This window comes from Trichloromonas sp., from assembly GCF_041583255.1.
In the GTDB taxonomy this organism is placed as follows: Bacteria; Desulfobacterota; Desulfuromonadia; order Desulfuromonadales; family Trichloromonadaceae; genus Trichloromonas.
The window spans coordinates 23,551-40,144 of sequence record NZ_JBFHGD010000003.1; the positions used below are offsets into that span (position 1 = coordinate 23,551).

18 protein-coding genes are annotated in these 16,594 nt (G+C 59.1%); 16 read left to right on the forward strand and 2 right to left on the reverse strand.

What is annotated here, in order from left to right:
• Nucleotides 1–23: 23 nt before the first annotated feature.
• From sppA to ABYV89_RS00545, 3 genes are read left to right on the forward strand one after another with little or no spacing between them, the layout of a single operon-like run.
• Complete coding sequence (sppA, locus tag ABYV89_RS00535) at nt 24–965, forward strand: signal peptide peptidase SppA (protein ID WP_432820958.1); 942 nt, start codon at nt 24–26, stop codon at nt 963–965.
• Between the two features lie 7 nt (nt 966–972).
• Nucleotides 973–1,422, forward strand: coding sequence for a nucleoside recognition domain-containing protein (locus ABYV89_RS00540; protein ID WP_432820959.1), 450 nt, complete (start codon nt 973–975; stop codon nt 1,420–1,422).
• Nucleotides 1,422–1,877, forward strand: coding sequence for a nucleoside recognition domain-containing protein (locus tag ABYV89_RS00545; RefSeq protein WP_432820960.1), 456 nt, complete (start codon nt 1,422–1,424; stop codon nt 1,875–1,877). The genes ABYV89_RS00540 and ABYV89_RS00545 overlap by 1 nt, the downstream gene beginning before the upstream one ends.
• Before the next feature lie 92 nt (nt 1,878–1,969).
• Here the strand turns inward: ABYV89_RS00545 and ABYV89_RS00550 are convergent, their stop codons facing one another.
• Nucleotides 1,970–2,167: a hypothetical protein gene (locus ABYV89_RS00550; protein WP_432820961.1), complete on the reverse strand. Its 198-nt coding sequence runs from the start codon at nt 2,165–2,167 to the stop codon at nt 1,970–1,972.
• Between the two features lie 567 nt (nt 2,168–2,734).
• Here ABYV89_RS00550 and ABYV89_RS00555 point away from each other — a divergent pair.
• The 10 genes from ABYV89_RS00555 to ABYV89_RS00600 all read left to right on the forward strand — a co-directional run bounded on the left by ABYV89_RS00555 (nt 2,735) and on the right by ABYV89_RS00600 (nt 13,169).
• Nucleotides 2,735–4,366 (forward strand): PAS domain-containing sensor histidine kinase, encoded by a 1,632-nt coding sequence (locus ABYV89_RS00555; protein WP_432820962.1) that lies wholly within the window; start codon nt 2,735–2,737, stop codon nt 4,364–4,366.
• 59 nt (nt 4,367–4,425) lie between these two features.
• On the forward strand, nt 4,426–4,992 hold the full coding sequence (locus ABYV89_RS00560) for a response regulator (RefSeq protein WP_432820963.1): 567 nt from the start codon (nt 4,426–4,428) through the stop codon (nt 4,990–4,992).
• 137 nt (nt 4,993–5,129) lie between these two features.
• Nucleotides 5,130–5,348 (forward strand): tautomerase family protein, encoded by a 219-nt coding sequence (locus ABYV89_RS00565; protein WP_432820964.1) that lies wholly within the window; start codon nt 5,130–5,132, stop codon nt 5,346–5,348.
• Nucleotides 5,349–5,468: 120 nt separating this feature from the next.
• The gene (locus ABYV89_RS00570) at nt 5,469–6,716 is read left to right on the forward strand and encodes a tetratricopeptide repeat protein (protein ID WP_432820965.1); all 1,248 of its coding nucleotides are present in this window, start codon (nt 5,469–5,471) and stop codon (nt 6,714–6,716) included.
• Between the two features lie 5 nt (nt 6,717–6,721).
• Entirely contained in the window at nt 6,722–9,205 is a 2,484-nt protein-coding gene (locus ABYV89_RS00575) for a heavy metal translocating P-type ATPase (RefSeq protein WP_432820966.1), read from the forward strand.
• Nucleotides 9,205–9,672 (forward strand): TIGR00725 family protein, encoded by a 468-nt coding sequence (locus tag ABYV89_RS00580; RefSeq protein WP_432820967.1) that lies wholly within the window; start codon nt 9,205–9,207, stop codon nt 9,670–9,672. Before ABYV89_RS00575 ends, ABYV89_RS00580 begins: the two co-directional genes overlap by 1 nt.
• A gap of 7 nt (nt 9,673–9,679) precedes the next feature.
• Complete coding sequence (locus tag ABYV89_RS00585; protein ID WP_432820968.1) at nt 9,680–10,711, forward strand: DHH family phosphoesterase; 1,032 nt, start codon at nt 9,680–9,682, stop codon at nt 10,709–10,711.
• A gap of 62 nt (nt 10,712–10,773) precedes the next feature.
• Complete coding sequence (locus ABYV89_RS00590; RefSeq protein WP_432820969.1) at nt 10,774–11,847, forward strand: N-acetylmuramoyl-L-alanine amidase; 1,074 nt, start codon at nt 10,774–10,776, stop codon at nt 11,845–11,847.
• A complete protein-coding gene (gene rph / locus ABYV89_RS00595; RefSeq protein WP_432820970.1) occupies nt 11,844–12,578 on the forward strand; it encodes a ribonuclease PH in 735 nt (244 codons plus the stop codon). The genes ABYV89_RS00590 and rph overlap by 4 nt, the downstream gene beginning before the upstream one ends.
• A gap of 3 nt (nt 12,579–12,581) precedes the next feature.
• Nucleotides 12,582–13,169, forward strand: coding sequence for an XTP/dITP diphosphatase (locus ABYV89_RS00600; protein ID WP_432820971.1), 588 nt, complete (start codon nt 12,582–12,584; stop codon nt 13,167–13,169).
• A gap of 222 nt (nt 13,170–13,391) precedes the next feature.
• On the opposite strand, the gene ABYV89_RS00605 is transcribed toward ABYV89_RS00600, so the two are convergent.
• Nucleotides 13,392–14,060, reverse strand: a complete 669-nt coding sequence (locus tag ABYV89_RS00605) for a hypothetical protein (protein ID WP_432820972.1) — start codon at nt 14,058–14,060, stop codon at nt 13,392–13,394.
• 428 nt (nt 14,061–14,488) lie between these two features.
• On the opposite strand from ABYV89_RS00605, the gene ABYV89_RS00610 reads away from it, so the two are divergent.
• From ABYV89_RS00610 to ABYV89_RS00620, 3 genes are all read left to right on the forward strand, one after another.
• On the forward strand, nt 14,489–15,403 hold the full coding sequence (locus tag ABYV89_RS00610; RefSeq protein ID WP_432820973.1) for a protoglobin domain-containing protein: 915 nt from the start codon (nt 14,489–14,491) through the stop codon (nt 15,401–15,403).
• 160 nt (nt 15,404–15,563) lie between these two features.
• The gene (locus tag ABYV89_RS00615; RefSeq protein WP_432820974.1) at nt 15,564–16,394 is read left to right on the forward strand and encodes a c-type cytochrome; all 831 of its coding nucleotides are present in this window, start codon (nt 15,564–15,566) and stop codon (nt 16,392–16,394) included.
• Between the two features lies 1 nt (nt 16,395).
• On the forward strand, nt 16,396–16,594 hold a 199-nt coding region (locus ABYV89_RS00620; protein ID WP_432820975.1), incomplete at its 3' end, for a hypothetical protein.

Sequence of the window (16,594 nt, forward strand, 5' to 3'; positions counted from 1 at the left end):
GCGACGGTGATCGAGGAGGTGTCATGAAACCCTGGTTTTTGTTGGTGCTGCTGCTGCTCGGAGGGTGTGCCTTTGTCAAGGTGCCGCTGAGCGCACCGCTGCAGGGTGTAAAGGAGCAGGTGGTCGAAGGGGAGGGCCGGGCCAAGCTCGCCATGGTCGACATCTCCGGGCTCATTTCACTCGGTCATATCGGCTTCGATCGCTTCAGCAAGGAGCCGCCCCTGATTCCCAGGCTCAAGGAAGAGTTAAATGCGGCCCTGGCCGACCCCGACGTGGTCGGTCTGCTGGTGCGCATCGACAGCGGCGGCGGCTCGGTGACGGCAAGCGACATTGTTTATCACGAACTGAAGCGGTTCGGTGAAAAGAAGCAGGTGCCGGTGGTCGCCTGCGTCATGGATAAAGCCCTCTCCGGCGGGTATTACGCGGCCCTGGCGGCAGACGCCATCGTGGCCCATCCGACGGCGGTGGTCGGCGGCGTCGGGGTCATCACCTTCAAGTTCAACATCGCCGCCCTGCTCGACAAGTGGGGGATCGAGGAGGAGACGGTCAAAAGTGGCGATCTGAAGGATTTCTGGTCACCGCTGCGGCCCGGAAAGCCGGAAGAAATTGCCCTGATGCAGGGAATCACCGATCGCCTGCATCAGCGATTCATCGCATTGGTCGAGGAAAACCGCGACCTCAAGGCCTGCACCCTGAAGCAGATGTCCCGCGGCGGCATTTTCGATGCGCCCGCAGCCCGCGGCCTTAAAATCATCGACGAGGTCGGATACCTCGACGATGCCCTTGCCCTGCTGCGCCAGCTGGGCGGGGTCGAAAAGGCTCGGGTGGTCATCTACCGTCGGCCCGGCAGTTATGCCGAAAATATCTATGCGGCAACCGTCCCCCTGGTGCGGGAGCTGTCGTTGATCGAGCGCGGCGCCGCCGAACTGCTCGTCCCCTCATTCCGTTACCAGTATCTGCCGTGAGTTGACCTTGAACGAAGCCATCCCCGATATTCCGACCCGGATCCGCACCGGCCTGACAGCCGGCCTGCAGACCTCTCTCAAGCTGTTCAAATTCGTGCTCCCCTTATACGTGCTGGTCGACCTGCTCAAGGGAACCCCGGTGATCGACCTGCTCGGCGCGCAGTTTGCCCCGCTGATGGCCCTTTTCGGTCTGCCGGGCGAGGCGGCTTTCGCGTTCGTCGCCGCCTTTCTGCTTAACCTCTATGCCGCCATCGCGGTGATGGCGCCCCTCGACCTCAGCCCCTGGCAGGTGACCCAGTGCGGGCTGATGATGGGGATTGCCCACAACCTGGTGTTGGAGGGCGGGGTGCTGCGCAGCACCGGCGCCCGCGGCGGGCTGCTTACCCTCTGCCGGCTGGTGCTTGCCGCCGTCGCCGGCCTGTTGCTGTCGGCCGTGCATCACTTGTGGGGGGGCTGATGGAAGCGCTCCTTCCGGCTCTGCTCGGGGCCGCTAAACTTGCTTTCAAGCTGCTGCTGATCATCGTGCCGCTGGTGACGGCGTTCGAAGTGCTGCGTTATCTCCCGGTCTTTCGCCGTGCCGGCCGCGCCGTCGATCCCCTCATGCGCGGCATGGGGCTCAGCCGCGAAGCCGCCGTGCCGCTCTTCACCGGAATTTTTCTCGGCATCGCCTACGGCGCCGGGATCATCATCCGGGTCGCCCAGGAAAAACGTCTGCCGCGGCGCGAGCTCTTTCTCATGGGATTGTTTCTCGCCACCTGCCACGCGGTGGTCGAAGACACCCTGGTCTTCGTCGTTATCGGCGGCAACGGCTGGGTCATGCTTGGGGTGCGGGTTGTGTTGGCGGTGCTGCTGACCGGGGTGCTGGCGCGATTGTGGGTCAGGCGCAGCGAGGAGCAGGTGAACCTTCGCTGACTCAAGGCCCTGGCGCAATGTCAGGGGGGAATGGAGCGTGGATGTTCGTGAGCCTGCAGTTGGCTGCAGGCTCTTGAATGAACGGCTTTGGCTTACTTGTGCTCGGCAGCGGGTGCAGCCTGCTCGGCGACAGGTGCGGCCTGCTCGACGACGGGTGCGGTCTGCTCGACGACGGGTGCGGCGGCCTGCTCGACAGCCGGGGCTGCAACGGGAGCGGCGGCTTCCTCTTGTTTGCTGCAGGCGGTGGTCATCGCCAGGGCCAGGCAGAGCATCAGAACGACTTTTTTCATAAATATCTCCTTTTGTGTGAAATGTGTGCTGAAGCAGCACGGCGCGGCAATCTACGCCCTTTAATGGAAAAAGCAAGAGGAATTTTACGTGTTTAATTTCGACGGCGGATCAAGAGGTTGCATGCGTATCGAAAATTTCGTTTGGAGAGCTGTGAAACATTGATGTTTCACGGCTCGCCCGAAGCCTGCTCCATGCGTTACCGTTCCGGGGCATGGAGTGATCTGGGAGCAGACGGCAGTTTGCTCCTATTTTATGGTGCATCTATTGCATGTTTATTATGAAAGATTTTTTCAGTAACCAGGGCTCTTCCTGGTAAACACCCTGAGGACCTGTGCGGTTGCTTTATTTGTCAAACTGATCGTTCCCAGTGCCGGAGCAGGTAAGGTATGGGGTATATGAATTACTGTTTGAATGTCACTTGATCAGCAGGAACTAACGGTTCGGGTTGGTAACAATCAGGCTGTCAATTTATAGCTGGATCATTTCAGTTTGGTTCAATCTTTTGACACGAATTCAATCATTCTGAAAAACGGTATGGTACCGTGCGTTGAGAGGGGGGATGTCTGATGTCGATCGCGAAACCTTCAATCCTTGGGGGAAATGTTTTCGACGCGGTTGCGGTGCCTTTGGCAATTGTCGGTGAAGACACCCTCCTGCTGCGGGTCAATAGTGCTTTTCTATGCCTTTTCGGCGCCACGGCAGACGAGATGGAGGAGCGTAAGCTGGTTGACCTCATCGCCGAATCCGATCGAGCTGCGGTTCTTGAATATTACCGTCTGGTTGACCATGAACAGAACCCGTGGGCGACGCCGCTGCACTTTCCCATCCTCTGCAGGGGCAAGAAACGTTATGTTTCAGGCTCGTTCAGTCTGTTGCCGGAGACATCCTGTTGCGTCCTGACTCTTGTCGATGAGACGGCATGGAAGTACTCCCAGTACAAATTGAAGCAGAATTTGCGGGAGATGCAGATGCAGCATCAGGACCTCTGCCATACTTTCAAGATTGTTGAATATGTCAAACGCGAATGGGAAAAAATCGTCGACTGCGTTGATGATATGGTTATTTTCACGGATGCTGACGGCTACATCAAGCGTTGCAACCAGTCTCTTAAAAACCAGTTAGGCGCCTCTTATCAGGATATCCTTGGAAAAAGTTTTGCAAATTTGATGAAAGATTTTGAAGTTGGTGGGGGCGATAATATTTTCGGTGGTGTTGAACTTTACCATCCGAAGACTTGTCGCTGGTATACAATCAATACTTATCCCTTTGTCCCAGAAGGTGGTGCGACCCCGGGAACGGTCATCACGGTACATGATGTCACTCAACTGAAACAGCTCAACCGGGAACTGGAACTGATCAATCGGCAAGTCGAAAGCAAGAGTGTTGAACTTGAAAAGGCCTATCAAGAACTTAAGTCAACCCAGAGCAAAGTGTTACACCACGAGAAGATGGCTTCAGTCGGTCAGCTTGCCGCCGGGGTTGCCCACGAAATCAACAACCCGATGGGGTTTATCAGCAGCAACCTGAGTACGCTGGAAAAATATATCGAAAAACTCATGGCTTATGTCCAGGAGCAGGAGCAGGCCGTTGCTGCCGAAGGTCTGTCCAGGCTGGCCCAGAGGCGCAAGGAACTTAAGATCGACCATGTCTGTGCCGATATCATTGAGCTGATCCATGAGTCTCTGGATGGCGCCGACCGGGTAAAGACGATCGTTCAGAATCTAAAGAGTTTTTCCCGAGTCGACAATGTCGAACTGAGTTCTGCCGATATTAATGCCTGTCTTAAAAGTACGATTTCCATGGTCTCGAATGAAATTAAATACAAGGGAACTCTGGAATCTGATTTTGGTCATCTGCCGCTGCTGCGCTGTTTTCCCCAGCAGTTGAACCAGGTCTTCATGAACCTGCTGGTGAACGCGGCCCAGGCCATTACGGAAAAGGGTGTGGTCAGGGTACGAACCTGGTGCCAGGGCGGGTTCATCAATGTCTCTATCGGGGACACCGGGTGCGGCATTGCAGCAGATACCCTGGGCCGGATTTTTGAGCCTTTTTTTACGACCAAAGATGTCGGACAGGGAACCGGTCTTGGTTTGAGCATTTCTTACGATATCGTAAAGAAACACGGTGGCGAAATTATTGTCGACAGCGACGTTGGCAAGGGGACGACTTTTACGGTTCATCTGCCGATGAATGAGTAATGATATTGATTCTGGCCTGGGCCATGACTGCGGAAACCGCATAAGGAAAGGACATCACAATGGATAATAAGGTTCTTCTGGTCGACGACGAGGTTTCAGTCCTCAAGGCTCTTCAGCGGTCCCTTATCGATGAGGATTGCGAGGTCTTCCTGGCCGAGAGTGCTGCCGCAGGGCTTAAGCTGCTTGACCAGCACGCTTTTAAGGTGGTTATTTCCGATGAGCGGATGCCTTCAATGAGTGGTTCTGAATTTCTTTCCATTATCAGTCGGCAGCACCCGGAAGTGGTGCGGATTACCCTGACCGGACAGGCCAGCATCGAGGCAGCTATGACTGCAGTCAACCAGGGAGAAATCTACCGGTTTCTGCTTAAGCCCTGGAAGGAGACCGAACTCAAACTGTCGATTCGTTCAGCGATAGAAAAGTACGATCTTGAAATGGAGAACCGCAAGCTGCTGTCACAGCTTCGAATCCAGGGCCTGAAGCTGGACCAGTCCCAGAAAAACACCCCTGGCCTTGCCGGCATCGATCGTGCCGGGGATGGCAGCTTCGTTCTGCAGGATTTGAACGACGACGAGGTGGCGAAAATCATGAAGGAGTGCCGGGTCGAAACTCCGAAGAACGACTAGCGGGGGGGGCTCTTGCATATTCTGAAGTTCACAAAAGGCCAGGTGAGTGTTTGCCCGGTCTTTTGCGTTGGCAGGATAACCGGGTAATATTTACGAGATTGAAACGTTTTTCCGCGCCCTTACTACAAGGAGGCTGTATGCCGATTGTCAACGTCAAGATTACCACGGGTGCTACGCCAGAGCAGAAGGCGCAACTGATCGAGGGGATCACCGACCTGCTCGTGACCGTTCTGGACAAGAATCCTGCATCGACCCATGTCGTCATTGAGGAGATTGCCCCTGAGAACTGGGGCTTGCGCGGCAAGACGCTGGCCGAATTGCGGGCCGCCGGGGCGCCGGGAATTTCGAAAAAATAACCGCCGGCCGGCAATGCCGGCCGGTTTGTAGCAACTAGAGGGTGCAAGCTCTGAACCTTTTCTGTTATAGTAATATCCCCCGGTTACGGCCGGGGGATATTTGCTTGTGCCGGAGTTGTCATGGACGAAGATTTTGAAGATTATGAAGATTATCTTGAAGAGGATTTGCGCGGCGAACTGGAGCTGGCCCAGATCTCTCTCGACCGGGGCGAGAACGAATCTGCCCTGACGCTTGCCGAGGAGTACCTTGAAACCAGTCCGCTCGATGTCGAGGCGCTCAATATCTGCGCGGTTGCCGCATCCAACCTGGGCGACGACTCCAAGGCCATGGCCCTGTACCAGAAGGCACTCCGGTTCGAGCCGAAGAACGGGGCCCTGCATCACAATTACGGGGTGCTGCTCGAGCGTCTCGGCGAATACCCCGAGGCGCTGGTCCATTTTTATCGCTGCCTGGAACTGCAGCCCGATTTTCCCGAAGCGTACATCAATATCGGCAATACCCTGGACGAACTCGGGCGCACCGAAGAGGCCCTGCAGATGTACGACCAGGCGCTGCGCCGTGTTCCCGATGCCCCCGATGTCTATTTCAACCGGGGCTATGCCCTCAACCGCCTCGGTCGGTTTGAAGAAGCGATTGAAAGTTTTGGCCAGGCCCTGACCTTCGAACCGGGGGACGCCGCCTGTCTCAACGGCATCGGCTACGCCCTGTCCGGCCTGGGCCGCGAAAGCGAGGCGGTCGAAAAATACAATGCCGCCATCACCCGCGATCCGCTGGTTCCCAACTATTATTACAATCGGGCGATGTCGCTGTACCGACTCGGCCAGCCCGAGGCCGCGCTGCCGGACCTCGATACGGCCCTGACGCGGGATTCGGTTTTTTACGAGGCCTGCATCGAAAAGGGGAGCATCCTGATCGAACTGGAGCGCCTCGATGAAGCCCTGCAGGTCTTCGATGACGCCCTGCGGATCGATCCTTTGAGCGCTGAGCCGGCCTTTTACCGGGGGGTGATCCAGGAGCGCAAGGGGAACCTGCCGGAGGCGCTCGCCGCCCTCGAAGAGAGCCTGCGTCTTGATCCCGACTCGGTGTACGCATTGAACAACAAGGGTAATATTCTCATCGATCTCGGGCGGCTGGACGAGGCGCTGCACTGCTTCGACCTGATTCTCGAGCGCACCGACAGCTACCCGCTGGCCTATTACAACCGGGCCTGCGTATTCGCCCTTCGTGGCAAGGTGCGCGAGGCGGTGCAGGCGCTTGGACAGGCCGCGGCCCAGGATGCCCATTTTCTCGAGGATGCCATGCAGGATCCCGATTTCGACCGGGTGCGCGACTCGCGCACCTTTCTCAAGCTGATCGGAGGAAGCTGACCCCTATGAGCGAGGGCAGGGCGGACATCCCGGTTCACGGCATGAAATGCCAGAAATGCGTGAACAAGGTGACTGCAACGCTGACAGCTCTCGCCGGGGTCGAGTCGGCGGAGGTTTCGCTGGCAAAGCGGCGGGCAAGAGTTCGTTTCGATGCTGCCGCCGTCGACCGCGACCGCCTCGAAGCGGCGGTCCGGCAGGCCGGTTTCACGGTGCCGGAGGCCGGGGCGGAGACTGCCGCGCCTGAACCGGCGGCCAGCGTCCCTACTGCCCCGGCAGATAAGACCGGGCACGCCCGGCTGACCCTCAACCTGGGCGGGATGACCTGCGCCAACTGCGCCGCCACCATCGAGAAGGGGATTGCCGGGCTGGCGGGGGTCGCTGCCGCCAGGGTCAACTTTGCCGCCGAAAAACTGTCGGTCGAATACGATGCCGCCGCCCTGGATGCCGCTGCCATCCGCCGGGCCGTTGAGAATCTCGGCTACCGGGCCTGGAGCGCCGATGAGGGCGACCGGCAGGACGACGCCCGGGGGCAGCTCTACTGGCTGATTTTTTCGGCGGTGCTGACTGCGCCGATCATGCCGCTGATGTGGTGGATGCCGTTCGGCGCGGCGACCGGTCTGGTGATCGCCGGGCTGGCGACCCTGGTGCAGTTTTCCGCCGGGCTGATCTTTTATCGCGGAGCCTTTACTTCGCTGCGCAACCGCAGCGCCAACATGGATGTGCTGGTCGCCCTCGGCATCACCGCCGCCTACGGCTATTCAGCCCTGGCCCAGTTCAATCTGTTCGGCCTCGAAGGGCCGGTCTTTTTCGAAACCAGCGCCATGCTCATCACCTTCATCCGCTTCGGCAAGTGGCTCGAGGCAAGGGCCAAGGGGAAGGCCAGCCAGGCCTTGAAGAAGCTGCTGCACCTGCAGGCCGACCGGGCCGTGCTGCTGGTCGACGGGGTCGAGCAGGAGGTGCCGGCCAGCCGGGTCAAGCCGGGCGATACGGTGCTGGTGCGGCCGGGGGAGAAAATCCCGGTCGATGGCGAAGTGCTCGAGGGACAGTCGGCGGTCGATGAGGCGATGGTGACCGGCGAGTCGGTGCCGGTGGAAAAAGAGCCGGGGCAGGCGGTGACCGGGGCCACCATCAACCTGACTGGCCGCCTGCAGGTGCGGGCCACCCGGGTCGGCGAAGCCACGGTACTGGCCCAGATCGTCCGTATGGTCGAGGAGGCGCAGACCGAAAAAGCGCCGATCCAGCGGCTGGCCGACGCGGTTTCCAGTATATTCGTACCGGTGGTGGTGGCCATCGCCGTGACGACTTTTTTGGTCTGGTACCTGGCGACGGGCTCCGGCTTCCTCTTCGCCTTCAAGATGGCCATCGCCGTGCTGGTGATCGCCTGCCCCTGTGCCCTCGGGCTGGCCACCCCGACCGCCATCATGGTCGGCAGCGCGGTCGGGTTGTCGGCCGGAATCCTGTTCAAGCGGGCATCGGTGCTCGAACATATTTCCCGGCTGCAAGTGCTGCTGCTGGACAAGACCGGAACCCTCACCCGCGGCGAATTCGCGGTGACCGACCTGGTGCCGGCAGAGCCCGGCGGCGAAGCAAACCTGCTGCGCCTGGCGGCGGCGATCGAGGCGGCCAGCACCCACCCCCTGGCCAAAGCGGTCGTGCGCCGGGCGCAAAATGACGGCATCATTTTCCCGGCGGCCGCCGAGGTCACCGAAATCGGCGGTTTCGGCCTCAGCTCGGTGGTCGACGGCGGCCGGGTGCTGGCTGGCAGCCAGCGGCTGATGGAACAGCATGGGGTCGCCGTCGACACCCTGCAGGAGCGTTGTGATGCCCTGGTTGCACAGGGCAAGTCGCTGGTCTTCGTGGCGACGGACGGAAAACTGATCGGCCTGCTCGCCCTGGCCGACACGCTCAAGGATCACGTGGCGGAAACCATCCGCCGGATCGGCGAACTGGGCTTGAAGACCGTGATGATCACCGGCGACCGGCTGGCTGCGGCCCAAACCATTGCCGCCGAGGCCGGGATCGAAGAAGTCGAGGCCGAGGTTCTGCCCGGCGACAAGCAGCAGGTCGTGCGGCGCTACCAGCAGCAGGGCTTTTTCGTCGGCATGGTCGGCGACGGCATCAACGACGCCCCCGCCCTGGCCGCTGCCGACATCGGCATCGCCATCGGCAGCGGCACCGACGTCGCCAAGGAGACCGGCGACCTGATCCTGGTCAAGGGGGATATCCGCGACGTCGAACGGGGCATCCGCCTGGGCCGAAAGACATTAAGCAAGATCAAGCAGAATCTGTTCTGGGCCTTTTTCTACAACGTGGTCGGCATCCCGGTGGCCGCCGGCCTGCTCTACCCGATGTTCGGGATCACCCTCAAGCCCGAGTATGCCGGGCTGGCGATGGCTCTTTCCAGTGTTTCGGTGGTCAGCAACAGCCTGCTGCTTGGTCGGTTCAGGGTTGAAGGAAGAAGGAAGAAGGAAGAAGGCAGGAGTTTTTGATGGTCCGTTCCGTAATTGTTGGCGTGATTGGTGCCGGATGTGCCAGCGAGGCCGGTTATGCTGCGGCCCGTGAAGTCGGTCGCTTGCTGGCCGGTCGCGGGGCGACGCTGGTCTGCGGCGGCCTGGGCGGGGTCATGGAAGCGGCCTGTCGCGGTTGCAGTGAAGCCGGCGGGATGGCGGTCGGCCTGCTCCCCGGGGCCACCGCGGAGTCGGCCAACCCCTGGGTCGGCCTGCCGATCGTGACCAACATGGGGCATGCCCGTAACGTCATCATTGCCCAGACCGCCCAGGTGCTGATCGCCGTCGAAGGCGAATACGGCACCCTTTCGGAAATCGCCGTCGCCCTGAAGCTGGGCAAGCCGGTGATCTCTCTGCAGAGCTGGCCGGAAGTCCCCGGAATCGTCCCGGCCGATAGTCCCGAGCAGGCGGTTGCCGCCGCTTTTTCTTTACTGGAGCAGAAGAGGTGACCCGCTGATGACCATCGAGCTGACACGTTCCGCAGACTTTTCCGGCCGTTTTATCGAGTGGGTTCGGGGCAAGGGCAACATCCTGATCGTTGCCCACGATAACCCCGATCCCGATTCGCTGGCGGCGGCCATGGCCCTCAAGCACCTTATCCTGGTGAAAACCGGCCAGAAAGCCACGGTGACATACGGCGGCATCATCGGCCGTGGCGAAAACAAGATGATGGTGCAAAAGCTCGAGATCAAATCCGAACCTATCGATCGGATCGACCTCGACCGCTTCCAGGTGGTCTGCATGGTCGACACCCAGCCGGGCACCGGAAACAATTCCTTTCCTGCCGACCGCCCGGTTCACCTGGTCATCGACCACCATCCCGCCCAGGGGGTCTGCGTCAACTGCCAGTGGGTCGACATCCGCGAAAACTACGGGGCTTCCGCGAGTATCCTGTTCGAGTACCTGCTGGCGCAGAATGTCACGATCAACACCAAGCTGGCGACCATCCTCTTTTACGCCATCAAATCGGAAACCCAGGACCTTGGCCGCGAATGGTGCAAAGCCGACCGCGAAGCCTACCTGCACCTGGTGCCTCTGGCGAACAACCGGATTCTGTTCGACATCACCCACCCCGAAGTCCCCCGCGAGTATTTCGCATCGTACAGCCGGGCCATCCGCAACGCCCGCACCTACGGCGATGTTCTGGTGTTCAACCTGTTTGCCATCGATAATCCCGACATGGTCGCCGAGATGACCGACTTTCTGCTGCGAGCCGACGGCATTACCGCCGCACTGGGGATCGGCTATCATCAGGGGATGGGGATTCTTTCCTTCCGCACCCTGTCGCATGATCTGAAGTCCGGTGATCTGATGAAAATGGTCGTTGGCGATCTCGGCACGGCCGGGGGGCACGGCATGATCGCCGGGGGACAGATCCGCCCGATGAGTGCCGACCCGGTTCTGCAGAAAGAGCTGCAGAATACCCTGACTCTTCGCCTGCTCGAACTTCTCGGGCGCAAAAAGATCCGCGGGCGCAAACTGGTCTGAGCGGGCCGCATTGACAGGAACTGACCCCTGGGGTATAACGGCGCTTTTCCGGCGAGGTGAGCATGTTGCGTTTATTTGTCCTGTTTCTGCTGTTGTCTGCCTGGGTCACCCCCGCTTGTGCGACCGTGGAGCTGGCCCTGGGCAACCAGGCTCCGGCCGCCATCAGCGAGGTATACTACCGCGACGGCATCTCTTTTCTGGCGATCGATGATGTGCTGCCGGCCCTCGGCCTGAGCGGCCGCTGGGACTCGGTCGCCCACGTCTACACGATCAGCACCCCGTACGGAATCGCATCGATCTCCCCGGGAAGCCAGTACCTCCGGATGGGCGGGCGCTTCGTCCCGCTGAAAAACTCGCCTCGATTCATCGACGGCCGTCTGCGGGTCGATGAAACGTTCGTCAGCGAGCAGTTTCCCGCGCTGCTCGGCCTTTCGGTCTATTACCGCAACCTCAACCCCCAGGCTGCGCCCCCCGCCGGCGACGAATCTTCGCTCGATCGCTTCTTCTCCTTCCTGCTGCAAAAGAAGGAGGCGACCAACGGCCCCGCCCTGCGCGGCGTGGTGATCGATCCCGGACACGGCGGACAGGAGCCCGGTTCCCTCGGCCTCGGCGGAGTCAAGGAGAAGACGGTGGCCCTCGATGTTGCCCGCGCCCTTGAGAAACAGCTCAAGATGCAGCTCGGTATCCCGGTTTACCTGACCCGCGACACGGATTACGCGCTCAGCTCCGAGCAGCGCCTGGAGCCGGCGACCCGCTCCGATGTCGACGTGCTGCTGCAGCTGCACGCCCAGGCCTCGCCCCATGCCGAAACCTCGGGGATGTTCCTGTTTGTCCGGCCCCAGGAAGAGTTCGAAGGCGGGGCCGTGCCGGCGGAGCAGGGGGGGAGCATGCACCTTGCCAAAAGTCTGCAGAAAGCCCTGCTGAAACAGGGGCTGCCGGTAGCCAGGATCGTCCCGGCACCGCTGCTCCCGCTCGGTCGCGGCAATCTGCCGACCGTGCTGGTCGAAATGGGCTACCTGACCAACGCCGCCGATGTGGCCCTGCTGACGCAACCCGAAGCGCGGAACCGGCTGGTTCTGGCGCTGTATGATGGTTTGAAAACCTTTGCCGATGAACAGAAGGAGAATTTGCAGTGACCGATCATTCACCTGTACGAATCGACGGCCGTGCGGCCGACACGCTGCGCCCGATTACCTTTGAGCGAAACTTCACCCGCTACGCCGAGGGCTCGGTACTGGTCAGCTTCGGTGAAACCAAAGTGCTCTGCAATGCCACGGTCGAAGAAAAAGTTCCGCCGTTCATGCGCGGCGAGGGGCGCGGCTGGGTAACCGCCGAGTACGCCATGCTGCCGCGGGCCACCCACAGCCGCAGCGCCCGGGAATCGACCCGCGGCAAGGTCGGCGGCCGTACCCACGAAATCCAGCGGCTGATCGGCCGTTCGCTGCGGGCGGTGATTGATCTCGAGGCCCTCGGCGAGCGCACCATCCAGATCGACTGCGACGTTCTCCAGGCCGACGGCGGCACCCGCACCGCCTCCATCACCGGCGCCTACGTCGCCCTGGTCGATGCTCTGAACGGGCTGGTCTCCAAGGGGCTGCTCGAAAAGGCGCCGATCAACGAAAGTGTCGCCGCGGTCAGCGTCGGCATCGTCGACGGCAAGCCGGTGCTCGATCTCAACTACGACGAGGATTTCAAGGCCTCGGTCGACATGAACTTCGTCATTACCGGCAACGGCCTGTTTGTTGAAGTACAGGGAACCGCCGAAGAAGCGCCTTTCTCTGCGGCCGAACTCGATGCCCTGCGCGATCTTGCCGTGAGCGGCTGCGGCGAGCTGGCCAAGCTGCAGCGCCTGGCACTGGAAGGCTGAGCCATGGAACTGCTGGTAGCCACCCGCAATGCCGGGAAACTCAAGGAGATCAGGCGGCTGCTCGGCGACCTCGGGATCGAGGTCAAGGGGCTCGACGCCTTCCCCGAACTCCCAGAAGTCGAAGAGGACGGCGACACCTTTGCCGCCAACGCCATCAAGAAGGCGGAAACCGTCGCCGCACTGACCGGGCTTGCGACCCTCGCCGACGACTCCGGCCTCGAAGTCGCCGAGCTGGGCGGCCAGCCCGGCGTACGCTCGGCCCGCTACGCCGGCGAGCAGGCGACCGACGCCGACAATAACCGCAAGCTGCTGGCGGCGCTGGCAGGCGTCCCCGCCGAACGGCGTCAGGGGGCCTTCCGCTGCGCCATGGCCCTGGCCCGCCCCGGTCAAGAGAGCCGGGTCTTTCACGGCCGGGTCGAAGGAATCATGCTCGATGCCGCCCGCGGCGACGGCGGTTTCGGCTACGACCCGCTCTTTCTGGTGCGCGAGTACGGCAAGACCATGGCCGAGCTGCCGCTCGACGTTAAAAACCGCATCAGCCACCGCGGCCAGGCACTGCGGCAGGTGGTGGAGTTTCTGCGCGGCGAATGAGATTGCCGCCGGCAGTGATTATCCGGTAACAGGGGGGAGCCTTCAGGCTCCCCCCTGTTTTTTGTGGTGGATTTGAAATTCGGGCGCTTGAAGCGGGGGGAGGGCATTCATCTTTTGCAGGGTCGGAAGCCCGATCTGTAAGAAGATGCCGACCACCTGTTTCAATAGTTTGTCCATAGACCCTCGACAGGCTAACCCTCTTGTGATCCTACCTTACGGTGTTCATTTCAGAAGTATGGAAAAATCTTTCTGGATCTCACTGATGTCGATCTTGGCCTCATCGATTTTCTCTCCCCAGGTTTTGGGTCCGCCAGTCACCTCCAGGTAAATTTTTTCCGCCGGCTGGTTTGTTTTGGCGGATATAAGGGTGGCTAAAATCAATTCCGGATTCGAGATCCCTTTCTTTCGAATTTCTGCCAGTTCAACCTCGGATTGTATCTTGAAGCGGGTGAACAGATCATCGACGACCAACTGGGCTAATCGCTCGGCAGATGCCTGGTTGTTGACGGCGTTTGCGAAACTCGCACCCATCGTTTTCGGGGAGAGGCCGAGTTGTTGAGAAACTTCCGACCAGTTGTTTTTGGTCCCTCTGGTCTCGAGCAATGATTCCGGTGATGAGTCAGACTTTTCGGCCACCCAGTAGGCGATCCAGAGGTCATCCATTGAGGTTCCCTGCTGCTTTTTTCTGACGATCATTTTTTTCTCGGTGCCAAAGACGGTGGCAAAAAAAGTATTTTGGGTCGCGGCCAGAAAATATGGGTCGGCCGCCTCGGGACGCGACGGGTCGTACGCTCGATCGGTGAAGCAATGACAGTTGATCGCCGGTATGGCCATGGCCGAAAACGGAAAAGCCAAAAGGATGATCAGGCTAACCAGGGCTTGTTTAATCATGGGTCGTTGTCCTTTCTGAGATGTTTTTGTCCGTGTTGTATATTGAGCCATCCCGCCGTTTGTCCGCCGCTTTGCTGATCCAGGTATCCTCAACCATGTCCAGCCAAAATCTTGCAGATCAATGCTTTTTCGCAATGAAATCCGTAGCATCGCCCTTGAATGGTATGACACTGTACAATGATGAGATATTCCTTAGCTTTGACGCAGGTCATATTTCCCCTTTCTTTTTCGAGATACCTCAACGACTTGCTGGATAAAACCACCGACAGGGTGACCCGTTGCAATGTCAAGATACCCCAATAAAAATCTAAGTGTCCTGCGATTTCAATTACTTGATAATGTGATAAATTTTCTTATGAACATGAAATTACCTCTCAGGTAGGTGGCGCTACCATGGTTTAGCCCTTTAACGAAAAGGGGGAATCTGTATGCTGAACATGGAGGAAATCAAAAGACATTATTGCTTTACCCAGGAGGATGCCCGGCTTCTGCAGGAGCTGCTGCCTGTCGCGGAAAGAAATACCGAGAGGATGATCGACGAATTCTACGATTATCTGTTAGGGCATGCAGAAACAGCAGATTTCCTTCGTGATGAAACCGTTGTGCAGCGTCTGAAAAAAAGCCACGCCCTCTGGTTTTGTAACCTGTTCCGGGGCAATTACGACAATCAGTACCTGCGAACCCTGCAGCGCACCGGTCTGATTCATGTAAGCATCGGCCTGAATGCCCACTATGTTAATGCCGCAATGCACCAGATTAGACGTTTCCTGCTGGAGTTAATCAGGGAAACCTATCCTGGAGAGGATGAGCGACGGCGGCATATGGCCGCTATTGAGAAAATTCTCGACATTAATCTCGATATTATGACAGCGGCATATCAGGAAGAGGCGCTGAAAAAAGTATTCATCTCCCAAAGGTTTGAATCCAAACTGGTTCACGCCACCGAACGCTTCACTTACGGGCTCAATTTGATTCTGGTCCTGGCACTGGTCGGGGTATCCCTTTCGGTTGTCGGATTATTTCTCTGGGAAATCACCCATGTTTTTTCCGGAGCGGTGGAGAAAGGCATACTGAGCGCTCTGGGGACCTTGCTCATTCTGTGGATGATGATCGAGCTCATGGATAGCGAGATCAAAACCCTCAAAGGGGGACGGTTCAATATCCTGGTTTTTATCGGTGTCGTTATCATTGCCATTATCCGTGAAATCCTTATCTCCACTCTTCGTCATGACCCCTTGACGACCCAGGCCTTCCTGGCAGGCACCCTGCTGATTCTAGGCATCGTCTATTTCCTGGTAGCCAAGAGCCAACAGGTCGGCTCGTCGCACTCGACCTTTCATTGAAAGAAATTTTTCCCTTTTTGATCCAGGTCAATTTATGAAATTAATAATAATTATACGTTTTAAATAACCTGTAATTCCATTCACTTTTAACGCTGTTGAGAGGTGAAAAATGATCCATAGAGGGTTGTTGGCGCTCGGGGTTTTTGTCGCAGGTCTTGTCTTGTCTCTGATATCGGTTGGGGCTGACGCCGCCGATGCTCGACTGGCGGAGCGGGGTGAAGCCATTTTTCAACAGAAGTGCAGCTCCTGTCATACCTTCGGCGGCGGCGACCTGCCCATGGGGCCCGACCTGGCCGGGGTAACGGAAGTTCGAGAGCCGGCGTGGTTAGCGGCATTCATCCTTAATCCCGGTAAGATGATGGCTGCCAATGACCCCGTGGCCGTGCAACTGAAGCAGCGCTTCAATGATTTTGTCATGCCCAGCATGGGGATCACCGACCAGGAACTTGCGGCGCTGTTGGCTTACCTCGCCGCGCCGGCCGAGGCTCAGCACCATGCCGCACCGGCGGTGCCGCCAGCGGTTACACCTGCCGCCGAGACCGGCGCGACGGGGGACCCCCGTCGCGGTGAAGCGCTGTTTGTCGGCACGGCCTTCTTTGCCAACGGGGGCGCCCCCTGTCTGGCCTGCCACGGCATCGCCGGCGCCGGTTTGGGAAAAGCGGCAGGCGCCAGCTTCGGGCCTGATCTTACCGCGCTCTGGGAAAATTTCGGCGAAGACGGCGTGCTCAGCGTCCTGGAATCCCTGCCCTTTCCCAGTATGACGCCGATTTACGCCAACCGGCCGTTGAATCACCAGGAACAGCTCGACCTGGCGGCATTTCTCGCTGAAGTGAACGGTCGGCCGGCACCTCAGATCAGTAGTGGCCTGGCTGGAGATGTTTTGCTTGCGGGCGCGGTCTTTCTCGGCCTGATCGGCCTGTTCGGCTGGCGGCGGTTGCATGGAGTCCGCCGGCCCCTGGTGAAAAATGCCCAGCAAGGAAAGGGGAAATGACATGAGCTGGATCAAGGATATCATCGATCCCAAATCCCGGCAGTGGGAGGAGTTCTATCGCAATCGCAACCAGTGCGACAAGGTGCTGCGCAGTACCCACGGCGTCAACTGCACCGGTGGCTGCTCCTGGAACGTGCATGTCAAGGACGGCATCGTCGGCTGGGAGCTGCAGGCCACCGACTATCCGGCCCTGGAGCCGA